The organism is Acidaminococcus sp. HCP3S3_G9_1 (genome assembly GCF_052122455.1).
Taxonomy (GTDB): domain Bacteria; phylum Bacillota; class Negativicutes; order Acidaminococcales; family Acidaminococcaceae; genus Acidaminococcus.
This window is the reverse complement of sequence record NZ_JBQKCH010000003.1, coordinates 145,595-162,178: the sequence shown is the minus strand read 5'-3', so window position 1 is coordinate 162,178 and position 16,584 is coordinate 145,595. Positions and strand designations below refer to the sequence as shown.

Genomic DNA, 16,584 nt, shown 5'->3' with positions numbered 1-16,584 from the left:
CCCATGTCTGCCATCCTCAAACTGTCCCATATCCGCTTCCAGTATGCCCTGCCGGGCCCGAAAAAAGCCGCTGTCCCGGTATTCCACGACCTGTCCTTTACTCTGGAACCAGGGGAAAAGGTGGGGCTCATCGGCAGCAATGGGGTGGGAAAGTCCACCCTGCTGAAACTGCTGGTGGGTCTTCTGCCCTTGCAGGCAGGGAACCTGGAGGTCTGCGGCCTGCCCCTGGACCGGGACCATCTTCCGGCCATCCGGGAAAAGACCGGGTACGTGTTCCAGGATTCGGACAGCCAGCTGTTCCTGCCAACGGTGGAAAGCGACGTGTCCTTTGCTCTGCGGAACCGGGGCGTGCCCCGGGAGGAAGCGGAACGGCGGACAGCAGAAGTCCTGGCCCAGGTGGGGATGGCGGACATGGCCCGGCGGCAGATTTACCGGCTGTCCGGAGGCCAGAAGAAGCTCACGGCCATTGCGGGCCTTCTGACCCAGAAACCGGACCTGCTGCTGATGGATGAACCCTCCGCTGCCCTGGATCCCCGGAACCGGCGGAACCTGATCCGGATCCTGGGTCAGCTTCCCTGTGCCCAGCTGATTGCTTCCCACGACCTGGACTTCATCTGGGATACCTGTGACCAAGTGATCCTGCTGCACCAGGGACAGGTGGAAAGAACGGGACCCACCCGGGAAATCCTCCAGGACGGTCCCCTGTTGGAAGCCTGCGGTCTGGAACTTCCCCTGCGTCTGCAGGAAATCTAGTCCTTGACAGTTGTTGGCATATACCATATACTTTCGTTAGTGGCATATGCCATTTATAAGGAGAGATGAGATGCCAAGACCTGTACGGAAACGAACGATTTACCAGAAGCCGGATTGTACTTTCTTTACCGCAGAAGAAGCCGGAAAGAAAACGGTCCAACTGACTCTGGACGAACTGGAGGCTCTGCGGCTGATGGACGAAGTGGGACTGGACCAGAAGGAATGCGCCCTGCGGATGCATGTGGGACGGAGCACCTTCCAGAACATCCTGAACGAAGCCCGGAAAAAAGCGGCCGGCGCCCTAGTCCATGGCTGGAATATCGCCCTGTATGGGGGCCAGGTGGAAGTTTCCGACGATGCAGAGCTGGGCTGCTGCCGGTTTGCCCTGCGGACCCTGGAACGGATAGGCGGCATCTCCCAAAGGGAGGAGAAAACGATGAAACTTGCAGTGACCTACGATCCGAAAAACGGAGAAATCTTCCAGCATTTTGGCCGGACGGAGTATTTCAAAATCTATGATCTGGCAGACGGGAAGGTACAGAAGGCAGAAGTGCACAGCACCCAGGGACAGGGGCACGGGGCTCTGGCCGGTGTGCTCCAGCAGCTGGGTATCGATGGGGTGATCTGCGGTGGCATCGGCGGAGGAGCCCAGGAAGGGCTGAAAAAGGCCGGAATCGCCTTTTACGGTGGCTGCAGCGGCCAGGCGGATCAGGCGGTAGAAGATTTCCTGGCGGACAAACTCCAATACCAGGAAGACATCCAGTGCGACCATCATGGGGAACATCATCATGGAGAATGTCATCATTGATGGATGATCCTGCTTCTAAGGGACCTGTTGCGTGCAGCAGGTCCCTTATGGTATTATAAAGAAAAATTCCTGATTACAATTTATTCTACAGGAGGACCATTATGAAGACAAAGATGATCGTTTCTGCTCTTTTGACGGCGGCCGTCCTGCTGGCATCCGGGTGCGGAGGCTTTTCCGGCAGTTCCCAGAGCAATGCCCCGGCTTCTTCCCAGGCTTCCGCCCAAAAAGCCCAGGCACCGGGATTCACCCTGAAGGATACAGCCGGGACTTCCCATTCCGTCCAGCCCGGTGACGGGAACGTCTATGTAATCAATTTCTGGGCCACCTGGTGTCCTCCCTGTCGGAGCGAAATGCCGGAAATGAACACCTTTGCCCGGAAGCACAAGGAGAAAGTCCGGTTCTACGCTGTCAACCTCCAGGAAGAAGGCGCCCAGGTCCAGGATTTCCTGAAGAACAACGGATACACCATGCCGGTGCTCCTGGACCGGGACGGGAAAGCCGCCACCCTGTACAAGGTCCGGGTGATCCCCACCACGGTGATCCTGGATGAAAAGGGCAATATCCTCCAGCGCCATGAAGGGGTGGCCACCGCCCAGCAGCTGGAAGACGTGCTGAAAGGGAAGCTGTAATGGGCTCCCTTACCCTGGGAGCGGCCTTCGGGGCCGGCTTCCTTTCCTTCATCTCCCCCTGCGTCCTGCCCCTGCTGCCCACTTTCCTGCTGCTGCTCACCGGTTCCGGCATGGGAGAGGCACAGGGGAAGGGACGGCTCCTGGCCAATACCCTGGCCTTCCTGGCCGGATTCACGGCGGTGTTCCTGGCCATGGGGGCCACGGCGACGGTTTTGGGGCAGCTGGTGCTGGACAATTGGAAAGTACTGGAAAAAGCGGCCGGGGTGATCCTGATCCTTCTGGGACTCTTTATGAGCGGTTTATGGACGCCGCTGTTCCTGCTGAAGGACCGGCGTCCTTTCCTCCAGCAGAAAAAACAGGGGGTATTGGGTTCCTTCCTGCTGGGAGGTTCCTTTACCCTGGGGTGGACCCCCTGTACCGGCCCCATCCTCACCGCCATCCTGATGGCAGCTGGCAGCCGGCAGACCGCCCGGGAAGGGCTGTTCCTGCTGCTGGCCTATGCCCTGGGGTTCTGTGTCCCCTTTCTTCTGGCGGCCCTGTCCTGGGAGAAATTCGGGCCCTGCCTGCGCCGGCACTACGCCTGGCTGCCCCGGATCCAGAAAACCATGGGCCTGTTCCTGATATTTTTCGGCATCCTGATGCTCAGCGGCATGACCCTGCGGATCATGGCCTTCCTGGCAGGGTAGGGAGGCCATGGATTTTCCTTCGTAATATTCTCTATTTTCAGATTTCTTCTCCATATAGAGTATGCTATAATGATTTTACAGTATACTGTAGAAGAATACGATACAATTTTTTACCAAAAGTTCTGCAAAGGAGGCTGGTTTGTATGGATGGAGAAGGAAAGAAGAAAAAAATCCCTCTGGCGGGGCAGATTTTCATTGCCCTGATCCTGGGTATCATTGCCGGGCTGGCCCTGCAGGGGAACGTGGCTTTTGCCGTCACCTACATTAAACCTTTTGGCACAATCTTTCTGAATCTTGTGAAATTCATCGTAGGTCCCATTGTGCTGTTTTCCATTATGGCAGGGGTGGTCTCTCTCAGTGATATCCGGAAACTGGGTTCCATCGGCGGCATTACCCTGGTCTATTACTTTATTACCACCGCCATTGCCACCACCATCGGCCTGATTATCGCCAACAGCTTCAAGCCCATGTTCCCGGTACTGTCCACAGCGGATCTGGCCTTTAAGGTGAAAAACACCAGCACTGGCCCCATGAAGATGCTGGTGGACCTGTTTCCCTCCAACTTCCTGGCGCCGCTGACCAGTGCCAACATGCTCCAGGTAATCGTTATGGCTCTATTGATCGGCATCGCCATTATCGCCCTGGGCCAGAAAGGGGAGAAGGCTGCTGATTTCATCAACACCTGGAACGATGTGTTCATGAAGGTCATGGAAATGATCCTGGCCCTGTCTCCCATCGGTGTATTCTGTCTGCTGTGCCCGGTGATTGCCCAGAACGGCACCGCGGTCATCGGTTCCCTGGCCAAAGTCATCCTCTGTGCCTACATTGCCTATGCTCTCCATGCCATCCTGGTGTATTCCATGGCAGTACGGGCCATCGGGGGCATGAGTCCCCTGAAATTCTTCAAGGGCATGATGCCTGCCATGCTGTTTGCCTTTTCCAGTGCCTCTTCCGTAGGGACCCTGCCCATTAATATGGAATGCGCCAACAAGCTGGGAGCCTCCAAGGAAGTCACCAGTTTCGCCCTGCCCCTGGGAGCCACCATCAACATGGATGGGACGGCCATTTACCAGGGCGTGTGCGCCGTGTTCATTGCGTCCTGCTACGGCATCGACCTGACCCTGCCCCAGATGCTCACCATTGTGGTAACCGCCACCCTGGCCTCTGTAGGGACGGCCGGAGTGCCCGGTGCCGGGATGATCATGCTGGCCATGGTGCTGGCCTCTGTGAACCTGCCGGTGGACGGCATTGCCCTAGTGGCTGGTGTGGACCGGATCTTCGACATGGGCCGGACCACCCTGAACATCACCGGAGACGCCTCCTGTGCCATTATCGTGACCCATTTGCTGAAGAAAAAGAAATAGATAGGAAAAGAGGGCTGTGAAAAATGATTTTTTCACAGCCCCTTTTTCATGCAAAATGCCGTACCCGCAGCTTGATCCCGCAGCTTTCTGCCACTTTCCGGCTGGCTTCGATCTGGTCCGGGGGCAGCACGTCCACCACGGTCATCCGGGTATCCGGGATCATTTTTTTGCATTCCCGGGCAAAATCCAGCATGGCCTGGTAGGCTCCCGGCAGGGTGGGGCGGGTCACCTTGTTGTAGTCCGCCTCATCCGGGGCGTTCAGGCTGATGGAAACCGCATCCAGCACCTGGGCCAGTTCCGGTACGATATCCCGGCCGTTTTCCAGGTTCCCCAGCCCGTTGGTGTTCACCCGCAGCTTCAGTTCCGGATGGATCTGCCGCACATACCGGGCCGTTTTCAGCATCAGATCCAGGGCACAGGTGGGCTCCCCGTATCCGCAGAACACCAGCTCTTTGAACCCGGTGAAATCAAAAGCATCCACCGCTGCCTTTACCTGTTCCCAATTGGGGTTCACCTTGTGCCACAGGGTGGGCGCATCCCCGATGCCCTCATGCTGGAACCGGACGCAGAACGTACACCGGCAGTTGCACAGATTGGTCAAATTGGCATAGACGCCATCTTTATAAGTATAAAGAATCTGAGCCATGATCATTCATCATCCTTTCTCCATGAAACAGTCTGGCTTTTACATCCTGTCTGTCCAGGACTCCGGCCACCAGATAATAGAACAGCAGACTGCCTCCGGACTGGAGAGCACTGCCCATAATGGAAGTCACCAGAGCTGCATAGGTCCCAAAAATCAGTCCTTCTGCCAGGTAATACCCGATGGTGGAAATGATCCAGGACAGGAACGGGGCGATCCGGTTCCGGGTGCACAGCAGCTTCTGGGCTTTCCAGGTAAAAGGCAGCGTAATCAGCGCCTTGATCACAATGGTGGCCGGTGCCCACATGGGTGCCATCAGCAGATCCGCCAGCCCGCCTCCAATGGCTGCCGCCACCAAAGCATAGGGCTGAGGCAGCAGGGACGCAGCCACGTAAATCAGGGTATCACCGAAATGGAGATATCCTCCATTGGATCCCATAGGGATATGACAGATATAGGCGGTGAACAGGCAGATCAGCCCGGCGAACACACCAGTCAGTACCAACAAATGGAGTTTTTCCTGTTCTGTTCGTTGTTGTTTCATCAGGTATCCTTCCTTTCAGCTTGGGAACCATGGGGCAGGGGAGGGGCCAGGAGCCCCAGATAGGGTTCATAATTGATGCCGTCATTGCAAGGGGTGTTTTCCCGCCGGGCATCCCCAATGCCCCTGGCAATGAACCCCACAGCCAGCCGGACTGCTTCTTCCAAAGACCTTTTCTGGAGCAGGGCCCCCAGGACCACCGCGGCAAACAGGTCCCCGGTGCCGGAATAACTGCCTCCCAGATGAGGACTGGAAACCACGGAGGATTTTCCTCCAGCCATTTTTACAATGAAATTCGAAAGAATCAGCGTTTCCCGGTTCTTATCCAGTACAGGGATCCCGGTGATCACCAGGGAACGGCCCTGGAAGCAGCCTGCTTTTTCTTCCAATATAGGGAACAGCGCTTCCGGATCTGTTTGTCCCAGTTTCTGGATGGGCCTCATATCCGTACCGGTGAGGATACAGAATTCCGTGAGATTGGGAGTCAAAAGATCCGCCTGGAAAGCCAGCTGCCGGACGGCCTCAATGGAAGCCTCGGTAAAGCCCCGGTAGGCCCTGCCATTGTCTCCCAGCACCGGGTCGCACAGGTACAGCACCCCGGGTCTGTGGAACCGGTCCAAAAAGGCCCGGACCTTTTCCGCTGCATCAGGCGTGGCAAGATACCCGGAAAGGATCCCGGCAAAGGAAACCTGGAGTTCCTGCCAGTGCTCCGTATAGTCATCCATACGATCGGCAAAGGACAGGCACCGGTATCCCGGGTAGCCGGTCTGGGATGTAAGCACTGCCGTAGGCATGGGACAGGCTTCGATGCCCATGGCTGCCAGCACGGCTATATCGGCTGTAAGCGAACATCTTCCTAGGCCGGAAAGATCATTGATGGCTGCAACACGCAGATGCATAACAAAAGCTCCTTTTGGTTAATATTGTAACGTTTTGACAAACTCTGTTATAACATAGAAACAATTGAAAGAAAAGGAACGGTTTGGGAAATTCTTGAGCCAAACCGTGTCTGAACGGCCGGAAGCACCGGTTCTCCAAGGCGCTTTATCCACACTATTTTACATAATATATATTATTGGACGTAAATTTTCTGGAAAACCAGAGATCTCGATTTGTCCAGAAACTGAGATTTTTCCCGGTATTTCCTTTGGGATCCTTCTTTCAGGACCGGGTTCCCGATCCGGCCGGGTCATTTTTCTGCTGATGCACCGGCCCTGGATTTTATTTTCATACTTCGGGATTTGGCCATACTCTTTAGGATTTATCCATACGGATTCACGGCTTGCACCTGGCTGGATTCCTGATTTTCTTCCAGGTTCCTGTTTCCTTTCTAAACACTCGTTTGACACACAATTGTTTTCCTGTTATACTTATTCTAATTAGATTGGACTCTTGTACCACAAATCCATCCTGTTCAAAGGAGATTTATACCATGACTGATACAGAAATGACGACGGATACGGAACAAAAGAAACCCTCCCGCTCCCATGGGATCAATGCCCGGCAGAGCCAGATCCTCGATTTTATCCGGCAGTACATCTTCACCAACGGCTATCCCCCTTCTGTGCGGGAAATCGGCAGTGCTGTGGGTCTGTCTTCCAGTGCTTCCGTCCACAACAACCTGAAAAAGCTGGCGGAAGTCGGTTTTGTCAGCTGGGATCCGGAAAAGCCCCGTACCTACGGGCTCCGAGAAGAAATCAGCTGGCGGAAGAAAAGCATGGTTCCGGTGCCTCTGGTGGGCGCTGTCCACGCAGGTGATCCCATGCTGGCTGTGGAAAACATCGAAGACACCTACCCCATCCCCCTGGATCTCATCGGCTGCAAGGAAGATGTGTTCATGATGGTGGTGGAAGGAGACAGCATGAAGAATGCCGGGATCCTGGACCATGATTATGTATTTGTCCGGAAACAGAATTATGCCACCAACGGGGATATTGTAGTGGCCCTCCTCAACGGGGAAGAAACCACCATCAAACGGTATTTCCGGGAACTGAAACAGATCCGTCTCCAGCCGGAAAATGATGCCTACCCTCCCATTGTGGGCACCGACAACATCGAAATCAAGGGAAAAGTCATTGCGGTATTCCGTACTTTATAAAGGTTGATGCCTTCCATAGGGCAAATTCCTTTCAGACGCTCAAATCTTTGATTTGAGCGTTTTTCTTTGGCTTTGCCATCCCAGTATAGCACGCATATGAAAAACAGCCTCTGAAGCGAAATTCAGAGGCTGTTTTTTGCTTTCTTATTTTTGCTTTTCCATAATCTGCCGGGCAGCGGCCATCACGGCGATCCGGCCGTGTTCAAAGGTCAGGCCCCCCTGCATGAACACCTTGTAGGGTGCCCGCATGGGTCCGTCGGCGCTCAGTTCGATGGAAGCCCCCTGGACGAAGGTACCGGCGGCCATGATGATGTCATCCTGATAGCCGGGCAGCGGAGAGGGGACCGGCGTCACATGGGCATCGATGGGCGAATGGGCCTGGATGGCTTCACAGAAGGCACAGAGATTTTCCGGAGTCTTCAGGGTGATGGTCTGGATAATGTCACTGCGTACATCATCGGGCAGCGGGGACACTTCAAAGCCCAGGGACTGGAAAACGGAAGCAGCGAACATGGAGGTCTTCACCGCCTGGAGAGCTACATGGGGAGCCATAAAGAGCCCCTGATAGAATTCCCGGGCCGTATCCCCCAGGGTGCAGCCCATTTCACCGCCCAGGCCGGGAGCAGTGAGCCTGTAGGAAGCCTGTTCCACCAGATCCTTTTTGCCTACAATGTAGCCGCCGGTGGGAGCAAAGCCGCCCCCCAGGTTCTTGATCAGGGACCCGGCCATCAGATCGGCCCCCACTTCCGTAGGTTCCTTGTCCTCAATGAATTCCCCGTAGCAGTTGTCCACGAAGCAGATGATGTCTGGACGGACCTTCTTCACCGCCTGGCAGATCTCTCCGATTTCCCCTACAGTCAGGGTCTTCCGTTTGCTGCTGTAGCCGCAGGACCGCTGGATGTGGACCAGACGGGTCTTGGGGGTGATGGCAGCCAGGAGGGCAGGGATGTCCGGATGGTCCCCTTCCATGGGGATTTCCTTGTAGGTGACTCCCAGGTCCACCAGAGAGCCGGGAGTCTTCACCGGATGGCCGATAATGGTCTGCATGGTGTCGTAGGGTTCCCCGGTGGCTCCGATCATTTCATCCCCGGGATGAAGATTCCCCAGAAGGGCCACAGCCAGAGCGTGGGTGCCGGATACGAACTGGGAACGGACCAGGGCGGATTCCGTCTTGAAGATATCCGCATAAATCAGGTCCAGCTGGTCCCGGCCCATGTCAGAATAGCCATAGCCGGTGGTGGGCTTCAGGTAAAAATCGGCCACCTGGAACTTGGCAAAGGCGTCCAGCACCTTTTTGGTGTTCACCAGGGCCGCGGCTTCATGGCTTTTGGTATGCTGGGCAACGGTGTCCAGTGCTTTCCGTTCGATTTCATCCCATTGTATATCCATTGGAATTGATTTCCTCCTTAATTGCTTGATTAATTGATGCTTTTATTTCCGGACATAGGGGGCCAATTTCTCTCCCAGGCCCTTGTCCATCCGGGCCCGGATCAGGATCCCGGTTTCCCCGTAGGTTTCCGAAAGGACCTGGGCCTCTTCATGGAGCCGGGCGGCCAGCCTGCTTTCCCCATAGGGAATGGACAGTTCCAGTTCCACCCGGTCCTGCCCTAAAAGCCGGGCCAGGTTTTCCAGCAGTTCCGGTACCCCTTCTCCCGTACGGGCGGACAGGCACAGGGCGTCCTCTTCCTGTTCCAGCCGGTGCCGGAGGCCTTCGTGCTGGGTCAGCCGGTCCACCTTGTTGTACACGGTGAGAATGGGCTTTTCAGTGACTTCCAGTTCCTGGAGCACCTGGTACACCGCCTCTGACTGTTCCCGGTACAGCTCGTGGGAGCAGTCGATTACATGGAGCAGCAGGTCCGCATCCTTCACCACTTCCAAGGTGGATTTGAAAGCGGCCACCAGCTGATGGGGCAGCCGTTGGATAAACCCTACGGTATCCGTCAGGGTGCAGTGGCTCCCATCCGGAAGTTCCAGTTGCCGGGTGGTAGGGTCCAGGGTGGCGAACAGCTGATCCTGGGCATAGATGTCCGAATGGGTCAGGGTGTTCAGCAGGGTGCTTTTACCGGCGTTGGTGTACCCCACCAGACACACCTGCTTCACTTCATTCTTGCTCCGGGCCCGCTGCTGCTGCCGGCGGTTGCCCTTCATCCGACGGATCTGATCTTCCAGGAAAGCGATCCGGTCCCGGATCCGCCGCCGGTCCACTTCCAGCTTGGTTTCCCCGGGCCCCCGGGTACCGATGCCGCCCCCCAGACGGGACAGGCTGGTGCCCTGGCCCATGATCCGGGGCAGCATGTACTGGAGTTGGGCCAGTTCCACCTGGAGCTTCCCTTCACTGGTCCGGGCCCGTTTGGCGAAAATGTCCAAAATCAGCCCGGTCCGGTCGATGATCCGGACCCCCAGGGCCCGTTCCAGGTTCCGCTGCTGGGCCGGAGACAGTTCGTCATCAAAGATGCACAGGTCGATGTCTTCCTGCTGGGCAAACAGGGACAGCTCCTGAACCTTCCCTTTCCCGATGAAGAACACCGGGTCCGGTTTGGGCCGGGACTGGACGAATTTGCCGATGACTTCCGCACCGGCGGTTTCCGCCAGCTGGGCCAGTTCCTCCACGGAATCCTGGGCGGTCCACCGGGAGGCCGTATCCCCCCAGGCCAGGGAGATCAGCATGGCCCGTTCCGGTCCTTCCGCCAGGTTGTGGCCCCGGGACCGTTTGGCCAGGATCTTTTCCACTGTGTGGAGCACATTCCCAAAGGGCATGGCCGCCACATCCTTCACCTTGAAGGGGCCGAATTCCTGGAGCACCGGCTGCTGATCCTCATCCAGATCCGTAATCATCCCGAAGCTGAGGAGAGGCTGGCTGGAGGGATTTTCCCAGGCCATGGCGGCCATGGCATCGAACCGCAGGTCCCGGAGGGCGGACAGATCCACCCGGCTGAGCCGGGGTGCCCCGGAGGGATGGGTGTGGATACAGGCCACCCCGCAGAGCCGGTTCTGGCTTCGGCGGGAATCGGTGCCCGGCAGCTCCACATGGCTGTCGCTGCCTACGGCCACCGCCGTCACCTGGCCCTTCCGGTCCACATAAATGGAGATTTCCCGGTTGATGGCTTCCGTCAAATCCCGCAAAACAAGGGCCAACTCCTCACTGATCAGTTGGCCCTCGTCCGCTCTCAGCTCATAGATCCCTTCCAACTGGGTGAGGACCTGTTTTTTCAGGCCCTCCGTCTTTCCGTAGATCGTTTGAGTCATAGGAGAACTCCTTTTGGTATTATACCCGTGCTTTGGCAGGCTCCATGTTCACCCGGCAGCCCCGGATGGTGTTCCGGTGCATCACTGCCAGGACTTTTTCCGCATGTTCCATGGGCACTTCCACAAAGCTGAATTTGTCATAGATGCTGATCCGGCCAATGCTCCGAGCAGGGATTTCCGCCTCGATGGCAATGCTCTGGACAATATCCCGGACCGTGACCCGGCTGGAACGGCCGATATTCACGAACAGCCGCACCATCCCCGGTTTGGCACCGGTGTTGGCCAGGGCATCCGGCAGGGAACCTTCCTCTTCCGGTTCTTCCAGGGCTTTGGCCCCTTCCTGCATGAACTTCAGGGCAGCAGCGGCGATATCCTGGACATCATAGTCCTTTTCCAGGGTTTCCACAATGGGCAGATAGTCCTGATACCGGTCCTGTTCCAGGATGGTCTGCATCTTGGATACAATCTGTTCCCGCTGCCGTTCCAGCACGCTGGCGTCGGTGGGCAGGGTGCCCCGGATGATTTTGGTCTTGATGCTCCGTTCAATCAGCTTCAGCTGACGGAATTCCCGGGGAGTGATGAAGGTAAGAGCCACACCGGTGTTCCCGGCACGGCCGGTACGGCCGATCCGGTGCACGTAGCTTTCGCTGTCACTGGGCACGTCGAAGTTCACCACATGGGTGATGTTGTCGATATCCAGCCCTCTGGCCGCCACGTCGGTGGCTACCAGGATGTCCACCTGGCCGCTGCGGAACTTTTTCATGACCCGGTCCCGCTGGTTCTGGCTCAGGTCCCCGTGGAGGCCCTCCGCTTCGTAGCCCCGGGTGGCCAGGGCGATGACCAGTTCATCCACGCCTTTTTTGGTCCGGCAGAAGATGATCATCTTGCAGTCGTCGGTGGTGTCCAGGATCCGGCACAGGCCGTCCACCTTGTCCCGGGTTTCATAGTAGTACTGGTCGATGGTGGGCGCAGTGACCACTTCTTTGTGGATGGCCACCATCTTGGGGGTACGCATGTATTTCTTGCTGATGCTCAGGATGGGCCGGGGCATGGTGGCGGAAAACAGCATGGTCTGCCGTTCCGGGGGAACGTTTTTGATGATGTTTTCCATATCGTCCACAAAGCCCATGTCCAGCATTTCGTCGGCTTCATCCAGCACCAGGAAGTTCACGTATTCCAGGTCGATGGTGCCCCGGCGGATATGGTCCAGGAGACGGCCAGGGGTCCCAATGACCACCTGGATGCCCCGTTTCAGGCTGCGGATCTGCCGTTCGATGGGCTGGCCCCCGTATACCGGCAGTACCCGGATCCGTTTGGTCCGGCCAATCTTGCTGATTTCGTCCGCCACCTGGATGCACAGTTCCCGGGTGGGGCTCATGACAAGGGCCTGGATGTGCCGGTCCTTTTCGTTGATCTTCTGGATGATGGGGATCCCGAAGGCGGCGGTCTTGCCGGTACCGGTCTGGGCCTGGCCGATCAGGTCGTCTCCTTCCAGAGCCAGGGGGATAGCCCCCTTTTGGATGGGAGAGGGTTCTTCAAAACCCATTTCCTTCAGGGCTGCCAGGATCTTCCGGTCCAGGTTCAGATCTTCGAAGGAAGTGATTTCCGGTTTGGCAGTTTCCGTTGTTTCCACCGGTTTCTTTTCCATTTCTGTGGTTTCAGTCATAATTTCTCCTTATCTTGTACAGGAGCGTTACAGCTCCTTCACCCGGTCCATGGCCAGAGACAGTGCATTCATGGCCGCCCGGAGTTTGATGGTGGTCCGGGCCGCCTTGAACCGGCATTCCAGGACTTTGGTTCCGTTTTTATCCGCTGCACCGATGTACACCAGGCCCACCGGCTGGGTGGGGGTCCCCCCTCCCGGTCCGGCGATCCCGGTAATGCTGATGCCCAGATCCGTTCCGATTCTTTCCCGGATCCCCTGGGCCATTTCCCGGGCAGTCTGTTCGCTGACGGCGGTGTATTTGTCCAGGGTTTCCTGTTTCACCCCCAGCAGCCGGTGCTTTACGTCATTGGTATAGGAGACCACCGACCCCATGAGATATTCCGAGCTTCCGGGAATATCCGTCACCAGACTGGAGGCCAGGCCTCCGGTGCAGGATTCGGCAAAGGCGATGGTCAGATGTTTTTCTTTCAGCCGTTTGCCCAGGGCTTCCGGCAGGGTTTCGTAATCCACTCCGTAGATGTACTCACCCAGCACTTCCCGGATCTTTTCCTCGATGGCCTGGTTCATGGCTTCCGCCTTTTCCAGGGTATCGCTTTTGGCGGTGATCCGGATGATGATTTCTCCCTTCCGGGCATAGAGGGCAATGGTGGGGTTGGTCTGGGCCATGATGATGGCATCCAGCTTTTCCGCCACCATGGATTCCGTCAGTCCCCGGAGATGCAGCACCCGGGAATGGATGATTCCCTGGGCCGCATAGCTTTTCCGGAGATAGGGCATCACCTGCTGACCGAACACGTGGGTGGTTTCCGCCGGAGGCCCCGGCAGCATGATGATCAGTTTGTGGTCCGGAGTCCAGACCCCGATTCCCGGTGCCGTGCCCACTTCGTTGTTGAATACCACGGCCCCTTCCGGGATCATGGCCTGCTTTTTGTTGTTGTCCGTCATGACCACATGCCGGGCAGCAAAATACCGGGTCAGCTTGTCCAGCCAGAAGGCACTGGGCACCAGAGGCAGATCCAGGTACCGGGCCACCATTTCCTTGGTGATGTCCCCCCGGGTGGGCCCCAGGCCCCCGGTGGTGATGATGATGTCCGCCCGCTTCAGGGCAATGGCCAGCACTTCCAGCAGCCGGTCCCCGTTATCCCCGATGGTGGTCTGGTACAGCACGTTGAACCCGGCATCATTGAGCATCCGGGACAGATACTGGAAGTTGGTATTCACAATATCGCCCAGGAGCAGCTCCGTGCCCGTATTGATGACTTCAACATTCACAGGAAATCACTCCTTTTCCAACTGCCCCACCGCTTCGTAGGTGAAGCCCTGGCTGATCCGGACTTTCACAAAATCCCCGGGGTTCAGGGAAGCCGCCTCTTCCACGTAAATCTTCCCGTCGATGTCCGGGGCTTCTGCATAGCTGCGGCCCACGGCCAGGTTGGGATCTTCCTCATCCTTGCCTTCGATGAGCACTTCCAGCACTTTCCCTTCCCGTTCCTGCTGGATCTCTTCGGAGATCTCCGCCTGGAGGCTCATCAGGGCATGGTACCGGTCCTGCTTTACTTCTTCCGGGATCTGGTTGGGCATAGCCCCGGCTTCCGTACCTTCTTCCTGGCTGTAGGTGAACACCCCGGCACACTGGAACCGTTCTTTTTTCACGAAATCCAGCAGTTCCTGGAACTGTTCATCGGTTTCTCCCGGGAAGCCCACAATGAAAGTGGTCCGCAGGCAGATGTCCGGCATCCGTTTCCGGAGTTTGGCCAGGAGCTCTTCCACCTGTTCCCGGGTATCTCTCCGGTGCATGGTGTGGAGCAGGCTGTTGCTGGCATGCTGCAGGGGCAGGTCCACATAATTGCACACCTTGTCACACTGAGCCATGGTTTCGATCAGTTCGTCGGTGAAGGAATCAGGATAGCAGTACAACACCCGGATCCATTTCAGGTCAGGGATGGTGTTCAGATCCCGGAGCAGTTCCGACAGACGCAGTTTGTGGTACAGGTCGATGCCGTACTGGGTGGTGTCCTGGGCCACCAGGATCAGTTCCCGGACGCCCTGGCTCACCAGATCCCGGGCTTCCTGGAGGACTTCCTCATAGGGACGGCTCCGGTAAGGGCCCCGGATCTTGGGGATGGCACAGTAGGAACACCGGTTGTTGCAGCCTTCGGCAATCTTCAGATAGGCCGTATACTGAGGGGTGGTCAGCACCCGTTTGGCCTTCTGGGTGTATTTTTGCGGAGGCTTCAGCAGGGTGAACCGTTCTCCCGCTTCCACCCGGTCGATGACGCTGCCGATCTGGTCGTAACATTCGGTTCCGATGATGGCATCCACCTCCGGCAGGTCTGCGAACAGTTCATCCGCATACCGCTGGCCCAGGCACCCGGTGACGATCAGCTTCCGATGGGGCTCATCCTTTTTGTATTCCGCCATCTGGAGGATGGTGTTGATGGATTCTGTTTTGGCACTTTCAATGAAGCCGCAGGTGTTGACGATGATCACATCCGCATGGGTGGGGTCATTGGTAATGGTCCACTGGCGCTCTTTGATGAGCCCCATCATCACTTCCGAATCCACCAGGTTCTTGGGACACCCCAGGCTGACTACTCCGATTTCCAATCTGTTCTCCTTCCTTATTTCGCCTTGAACGTACGGGTCACTACGCCCCATTCCTTGGAGCCGTAGGGTACTTCTTTTCCGTTGACAGTGATCACTACATCCCGGATGCTGCCCACATTGACGGAAATGCTCTTGCTCCCTTTGTAGGTACGGGTGGATCCTTTGGGCACCGTAGCCGCTTCCACCTGTTTCCCGTCAATGGTGGTCTGGGTCCAGACCGGTTTCTTGTAGGTGACCACCACCGTGACCCCGTTGCCCTTGCCCAGGGTCTTTTCATCCCCTTTGGACTCTTCTTCTTCCTTCTTGGGCTGGGCCTCGGCGGCTGCTTGTTTTTCTTTCTCGCTCTTTTCCGAAGAGTGGTCGGATTTCACTCCATCGGTGATGTTGGTGGTAGCCTTCAGGTCCGGAGTGGTTTTCCCGCCGAACACGAAATAGGCCATGACCACGGTGAATACGGCCAGGCAGGCCACAAACACCCCGGTGAACACCTTGAAGCTGAAGGCGGGAGTCTTGCTGTCTGCCCCGCCGGCGGCTCCGTATTCTTCCCCGGCTTCGTCTTCCGGAACGGTTTCATAGAGATTTTCGTCGATGAAATCCCGGATCCGGTCCAGGACACCTCCCACTTTGGCTTTGCTGGCGTCCAGGGCTTCTTCCATGTTTTCCCGGTTCAGCGCCGTTTCCACCTTTTTCAGGGCTTCCTTGGGGCTTTCATGGGATTTTTTGGGTTCCGTCCCCTTTCCTGCCGGTTTTTTCCCAACCGCAGCAGCCTGGGCCCCTTTGGCAGCCGGCTTCTCCGGCTGGGGAGCTTTCTTTTCTCCGGTTTTGTCCAACCGTTTGGCAGTCTCTTCCCCCTTGGGAGCTTCCGGCTTCCCGGTTCCAGCTACTGGCTGGGCAGCCTTGGGTCCGGGGGCCGTTTGGGGTTCCGGACCTGCCGCCTCCTTCGCTGCTTCCGGCTTTGTCGGTGCGGCCTGGGCCGACGGTTTCACCGGTTTCATCACCTGGGTGGCTTCCATGGCTTCCTTTTTCCGCTTCTGGGGAGCCTGGGCTTCCTGAGCGGTCCGACGGCTGTTTCCATAGCCCACCGGCTCCATATCCTTCAGGGCCTGGACCTTGTCAAAAGGTTCCGGAGCCTGAGAGGATTCCGTTTTGGGAGATGCCGGCTGAGGCACCGGGGGCTCCGTTTTTGCCTGCTTCTTTCCGGCAAAGGTTTCCGGACGCAGGATAATGGTATCGGAACTTTTCGGCAGCTCCGGCTGGGGTACCAACGGTTCCGGCGACTTCAGGATCTTTTCCGGTTCGCTGCCGGTCCGGTAGGCCTCCACAAGGCCGTTGCCGTCCAGGCCCAGATAGTTCCCGTAGTTCCGGAGAAAGCCCCGGATGAACACATCCCCCGGAATCTTGTGGAAATCTCCCTCTTCCAGGGCTGCCAGATAGGGTTCCCGGATGCCGGTATGTTCGGCAACCTGTTCCAGGGTCAGATGTTTGGCTTCCCGGTGCTGCTGTAAATAGGTTCCAATTTTGTTTTTCATGGTACAACCTCACT

General features: G+C 57.0%; 16 protein-coding genes. 6 read left to right on the top strand and 10 right to left on the bottom strand.

Going from position 1 to position 16,584, the window contains the following annotated elements:
• Positions 1 to 3: 3 nt before the first annotated feature.
• The 5 genes from ACTQY1_RS03340 to ACTQY1_RS03320 all read left to right on the top strand — a co-directional run bounded on the left by ACTQY1_RS03340 (position 4) and on the right by ACTQY1_RS03320 (position 4,240).
• Positions 4 to 753, top strand: a complete 750-nt coding sequence (locus ACTQY1_RS03340) for an energy-coupling factor ABC transporter ATP-binding protein (RefSeq protein ID WP_288310674.1) — start codon at positions 4 to 6, stop codon at positions 751 to 753.
• A 70-nt stretch (positions 754 to 823) separates the two neighbouring features.
• A complete protein-coding gene (locus ACTQY1_RS03335) occupies positions 824 to 1,561 on the top strand; it encodes a NifB/NifX family molybdenum-iron cluster-binding protein (protein ID WP_288310673.1) in 738 nt (245 codons plus the stop codon).
• 101 nt (positions 1,562 to 1,662) lie between these two features.
• Complete coding sequence (locus ACTQY1_RS03330; protein WP_022486976.1) at positions 1,663 to 2,190, top strand: TlpA family protein disulfide reductase; 528 nt, start codon at positions 1,663 to 1,665, stop codon at positions 2,188 to 2,190.
• Positions 2,190 to 2,876 (top strand): cytochrome c biogenesis CcdA family protein, encoded by a 687-nt coding sequence (locus ACTQY1_RS03325; RefSeq protein WP_308664293.1) that lies wholly within the window; start codon positions 2,190 to 2,192, stop codon positions 2,874 to 2,876. The genes ACTQY1_RS03330 and ACTQY1_RS03325 overlap by 1 nt, the downstream gene beginning before the upstream one ends.
• Before the next feature lie 143 nt (positions 2,877 to 3,019).
• Complete coding sequence (locus ACTQY1_RS03320; RefSeq protein ID WP_022486978.1) at positions 3,020 to 4,240, top strand: dicarboxylate/amino acid:cation symporter; 1,221 nt, start codon at positions 3,020 to 3,022, stop codon at positions 4,238 to 4,240.
• A gap of 46 nt (positions 4,241 to 4,286) precedes the next feature.
• Here ACTQY1_RS03320 and ACTQY1_RS03315 read toward each other — a convergent pair whose 3' ends face one another.
• The 4 genes from ACTQY1_RS03315 to ACTQY1_RS03300 form a co-directional block, all read right to left on the bottom strand.
• Entirely contained in the window at positions 4,287 to 4,886 is a 600-nt protein-coding gene (locus ACTQY1_RS03315) for a TIGR04100 family radical SAM protein (protein WP_288174347.1), read from the bottom strand.
• Positions 4,861 to 5,427: a TIGR04002 family protein gene (locus tag ACTQY1_RS03310; RefSeq protein WP_022486980.1), complete on the bottom strand. Its 567-nt coding sequence runs from the start codon at positions 5,425 to 5,427 to the stop codon at positions 4,861 to 4,863. Before ACTQY1_RS03310 ends, ACTQY1_RS03315 begins: the two co-directional genes overlap by 26 nt.
• Positions 5,427 to 6,323, bottom strand: a complete 897-nt coding sequence (locus tag ACTQY1_RS03305; RefSeq protein WP_022486981.1) for a bifunctional hydroxymethylpyrimidine kinase/phosphomethylpyrimidine kinase — start codon at positions 6,321 to 6,323, stop codon at positions 5,427 to 5,429. The genes ACTQY1_RS03310 and ACTQY1_RS03305 overlap by 1 nt, the downstream gene beginning before the upstream one ends.
• Positions 6,324 to 6,482: 159 nt before the next feature.
• Entirely contained in the window at positions 6,483 to 6,773 is a 291-nt protein-coding gene (locus ACTQY1_RS03300; RefSeq protein ID WP_154488079.1) for a hypothetical protein, read from the bottom strand.
• Between the two features lie 98 nt (positions 6,774 to 6,871).
• On the opposite strand from ACTQY1_RS03300, the gene lexA reads away from it, so the two are divergent.
• Positions 6,872 to 7,522 (top strand): transcriptional repressor LexA, encoded by a 651-nt coding sequence (gene lexA / locus ACTQY1_RS03295; RefSeq protein WP_441373787.1) that lies wholly within the window; start codon positions 6,872 to 6,874, stop codon positions 7,520 to 7,522.
• Between the two features lie 144 nt (positions 7,523 to 7,666).
• On the opposite strand, the gene ACTQY1_RS03290 is transcribed toward lexA, so the two are convergent.
• The 6 genes from ACTQY1_RS03290 to ACTQY1_RS03265 are packed head-to-tail and all read right to left on the bottom strand — an operon-like array spanning position 7,667 to position 16,570.
• Positions 7,667 to 8,911: a methionine gamma-lyase family protein gene (locus ACTQY1_RS03290; protein ID WP_022486983.1), complete on the bottom strand. Its 1,245-nt coding sequence runs from the start codon at positions 8,909 to 8,911 to the stop codon at positions 7,667 to 7,669.
• Between the two features lie 42 nt (positions 8,912 to 8,953).
• Positions 8,954 to 10,768 carry a GTPase HflX gene (gene hflX / locus ACTQY1_RS03285; RefSeq protein ID WP_154488078.1) on the bottom strand — a complete coding sequence of 605 codons (1,815 nt, stop codon included), beginning with the start codon at positions 10,766 to 10,768 and terminating at the stop codon, positions 8,954 to 8,956.
• Positions 10,769 to 10,787: 19 nt separating this feature from the next.
• Positions 10,788 to 12,416, bottom strand: a complete 1,629-nt coding sequence (locus tag ACTQY1_RS03280) for a DEAD/DEAH box helicase (protein ID WP_370834571.1) — start codon at positions 12,414 to 12,416, stop codon at positions 10,788 to 10,790.
• A gap of 45 nt (positions 12,417 to 12,461) precedes the next feature.
• On the bottom strand, positions 12,462 to 13,706 hold the full coding sequence (locus tag ACTQY1_RS03275; RefSeq protein ID WP_022487818.1) for a competence/damage-inducible protein A: 1,245 nt from the start codon (positions 13,704 to 13,706) through the stop codon (positions 12,462 to 12,464).
• 6 nt (positions 13,707 to 13,712) lie between these two features.
• On the bottom strand, positions 13,713 to 15,041 hold the full coding sequence (gene rimO, locus ACTQY1_RS03270) for a 30S ribosomal protein S12 methylthiotransferase RimO (RefSeq protein ID WP_022487817.1): 1,329 nt from the start codon (positions 15,039 to 15,041) through the stop codon (positions 13,713 to 13,715).
• A 14-nt stretch (positions 15,042 to 15,055) separates the two neighbouring features.
• Positions 15,056 to 16,570, bottom strand: a complete 1,515-nt coding sequence (locus tag ACTQY1_RS03265) for a helix-turn-helix domain-containing protein (protein ID WP_154488077.1) — start codon at positions 16,568 to 16,570, stop codon at positions 15,056 to 15,058.
• Between the last annotated feature and the right edge of the window lie 14 nt (positions 16,571 to 16,584).

Coding starts and splice junctions, on each gene's coding strand:
- ACTQY1_RS03315 (WP_288174347.1), bottom strand. CDS start 4,886: ATGGCTCAGATTCTTTATACTTATAAAGATGGCGTCTATGCCAATTTG.
- lexA (WP_441373787.1), top strand. CDS start 6,872: ATGACGACGGATACGGAACAAAAGAAACCCTCCCGCTCCCATGGGATC.
- ACTQY1_RS03280 (WP_370834571.1), bottom strand. CDS start 12,416: ATGGAAAAGAAACCGGTGGAAACAACGGAAACTGCCAAACCGGAAATC.
- ACTQY1_RS03320 (WP_022486978.1), top strand. CDS start 3,020: ATGGATGGAGAAGGAAAGAAGAAAAAAATCCCTCTGGCGGGGCAGATT.
- ACTQY1_RS03310 (WP_022486980.1), bottom strand. CDS start 5,427: ATGAAACAACAACGAACAGAACAGGAAAAACTCCATTTGTTGGTACTG.
- ACTQY1_RS03290 (WP_022486983.1), bottom strand. CDS start 8,911: ATGGATATACAATGGGATGAAATCGAACGGAAAGCACTGGACACCGTT.
- ACTQY1_RS03265 (WP_154488077.1), bottom strand. CDS start 16,570: ATGAAAAACAAAATTGGAACCTATTTACAGCAGCACCGGGAAGCCAAA.
- ACTQY1_RS03335 (WP_288310673.1), top strand. CDS start 824: ATGCCAAGACCTGTACGGAAACGAACGATTTACCAGAAGCCGGATTGT.
- ACTQY1_RS03330 (WP_022486976.1), top strand. CDS start 1,663: ATGAAGACAAAGATGATCGTTTCTGCTCTTTTGACGGCGGCCGTCCTG.
- ACTQY1_RS03305 (WP_022486981.1), bottom strand. CDS start 6,323: ATGCATCTGCGTGTTGCAGCCATCAATGATCTTTCCGGCCTAGGAAGA.
- ACTQY1_RS03340 (WP_288310674.1), top strand. CDS start 4: ATGTCTGCCATCCTCAAACTGTCCCATATCCGCTTCCAGTATGCCCTG.
- ACTQY1_RS03325 (WP_308664293.1), top strand. CDS start 2,190: ATGGGCTCCCTTACCCTGGGAGCGGCCTTCGGGGCCGGCTTCCTTTCC.
- hflX (WP_154488078.1), bottom strand. CDS start 10,768: ATGACTCAAACGATCTACGGAAAGACGGAGGGCCTGAAAAAACAGGTC.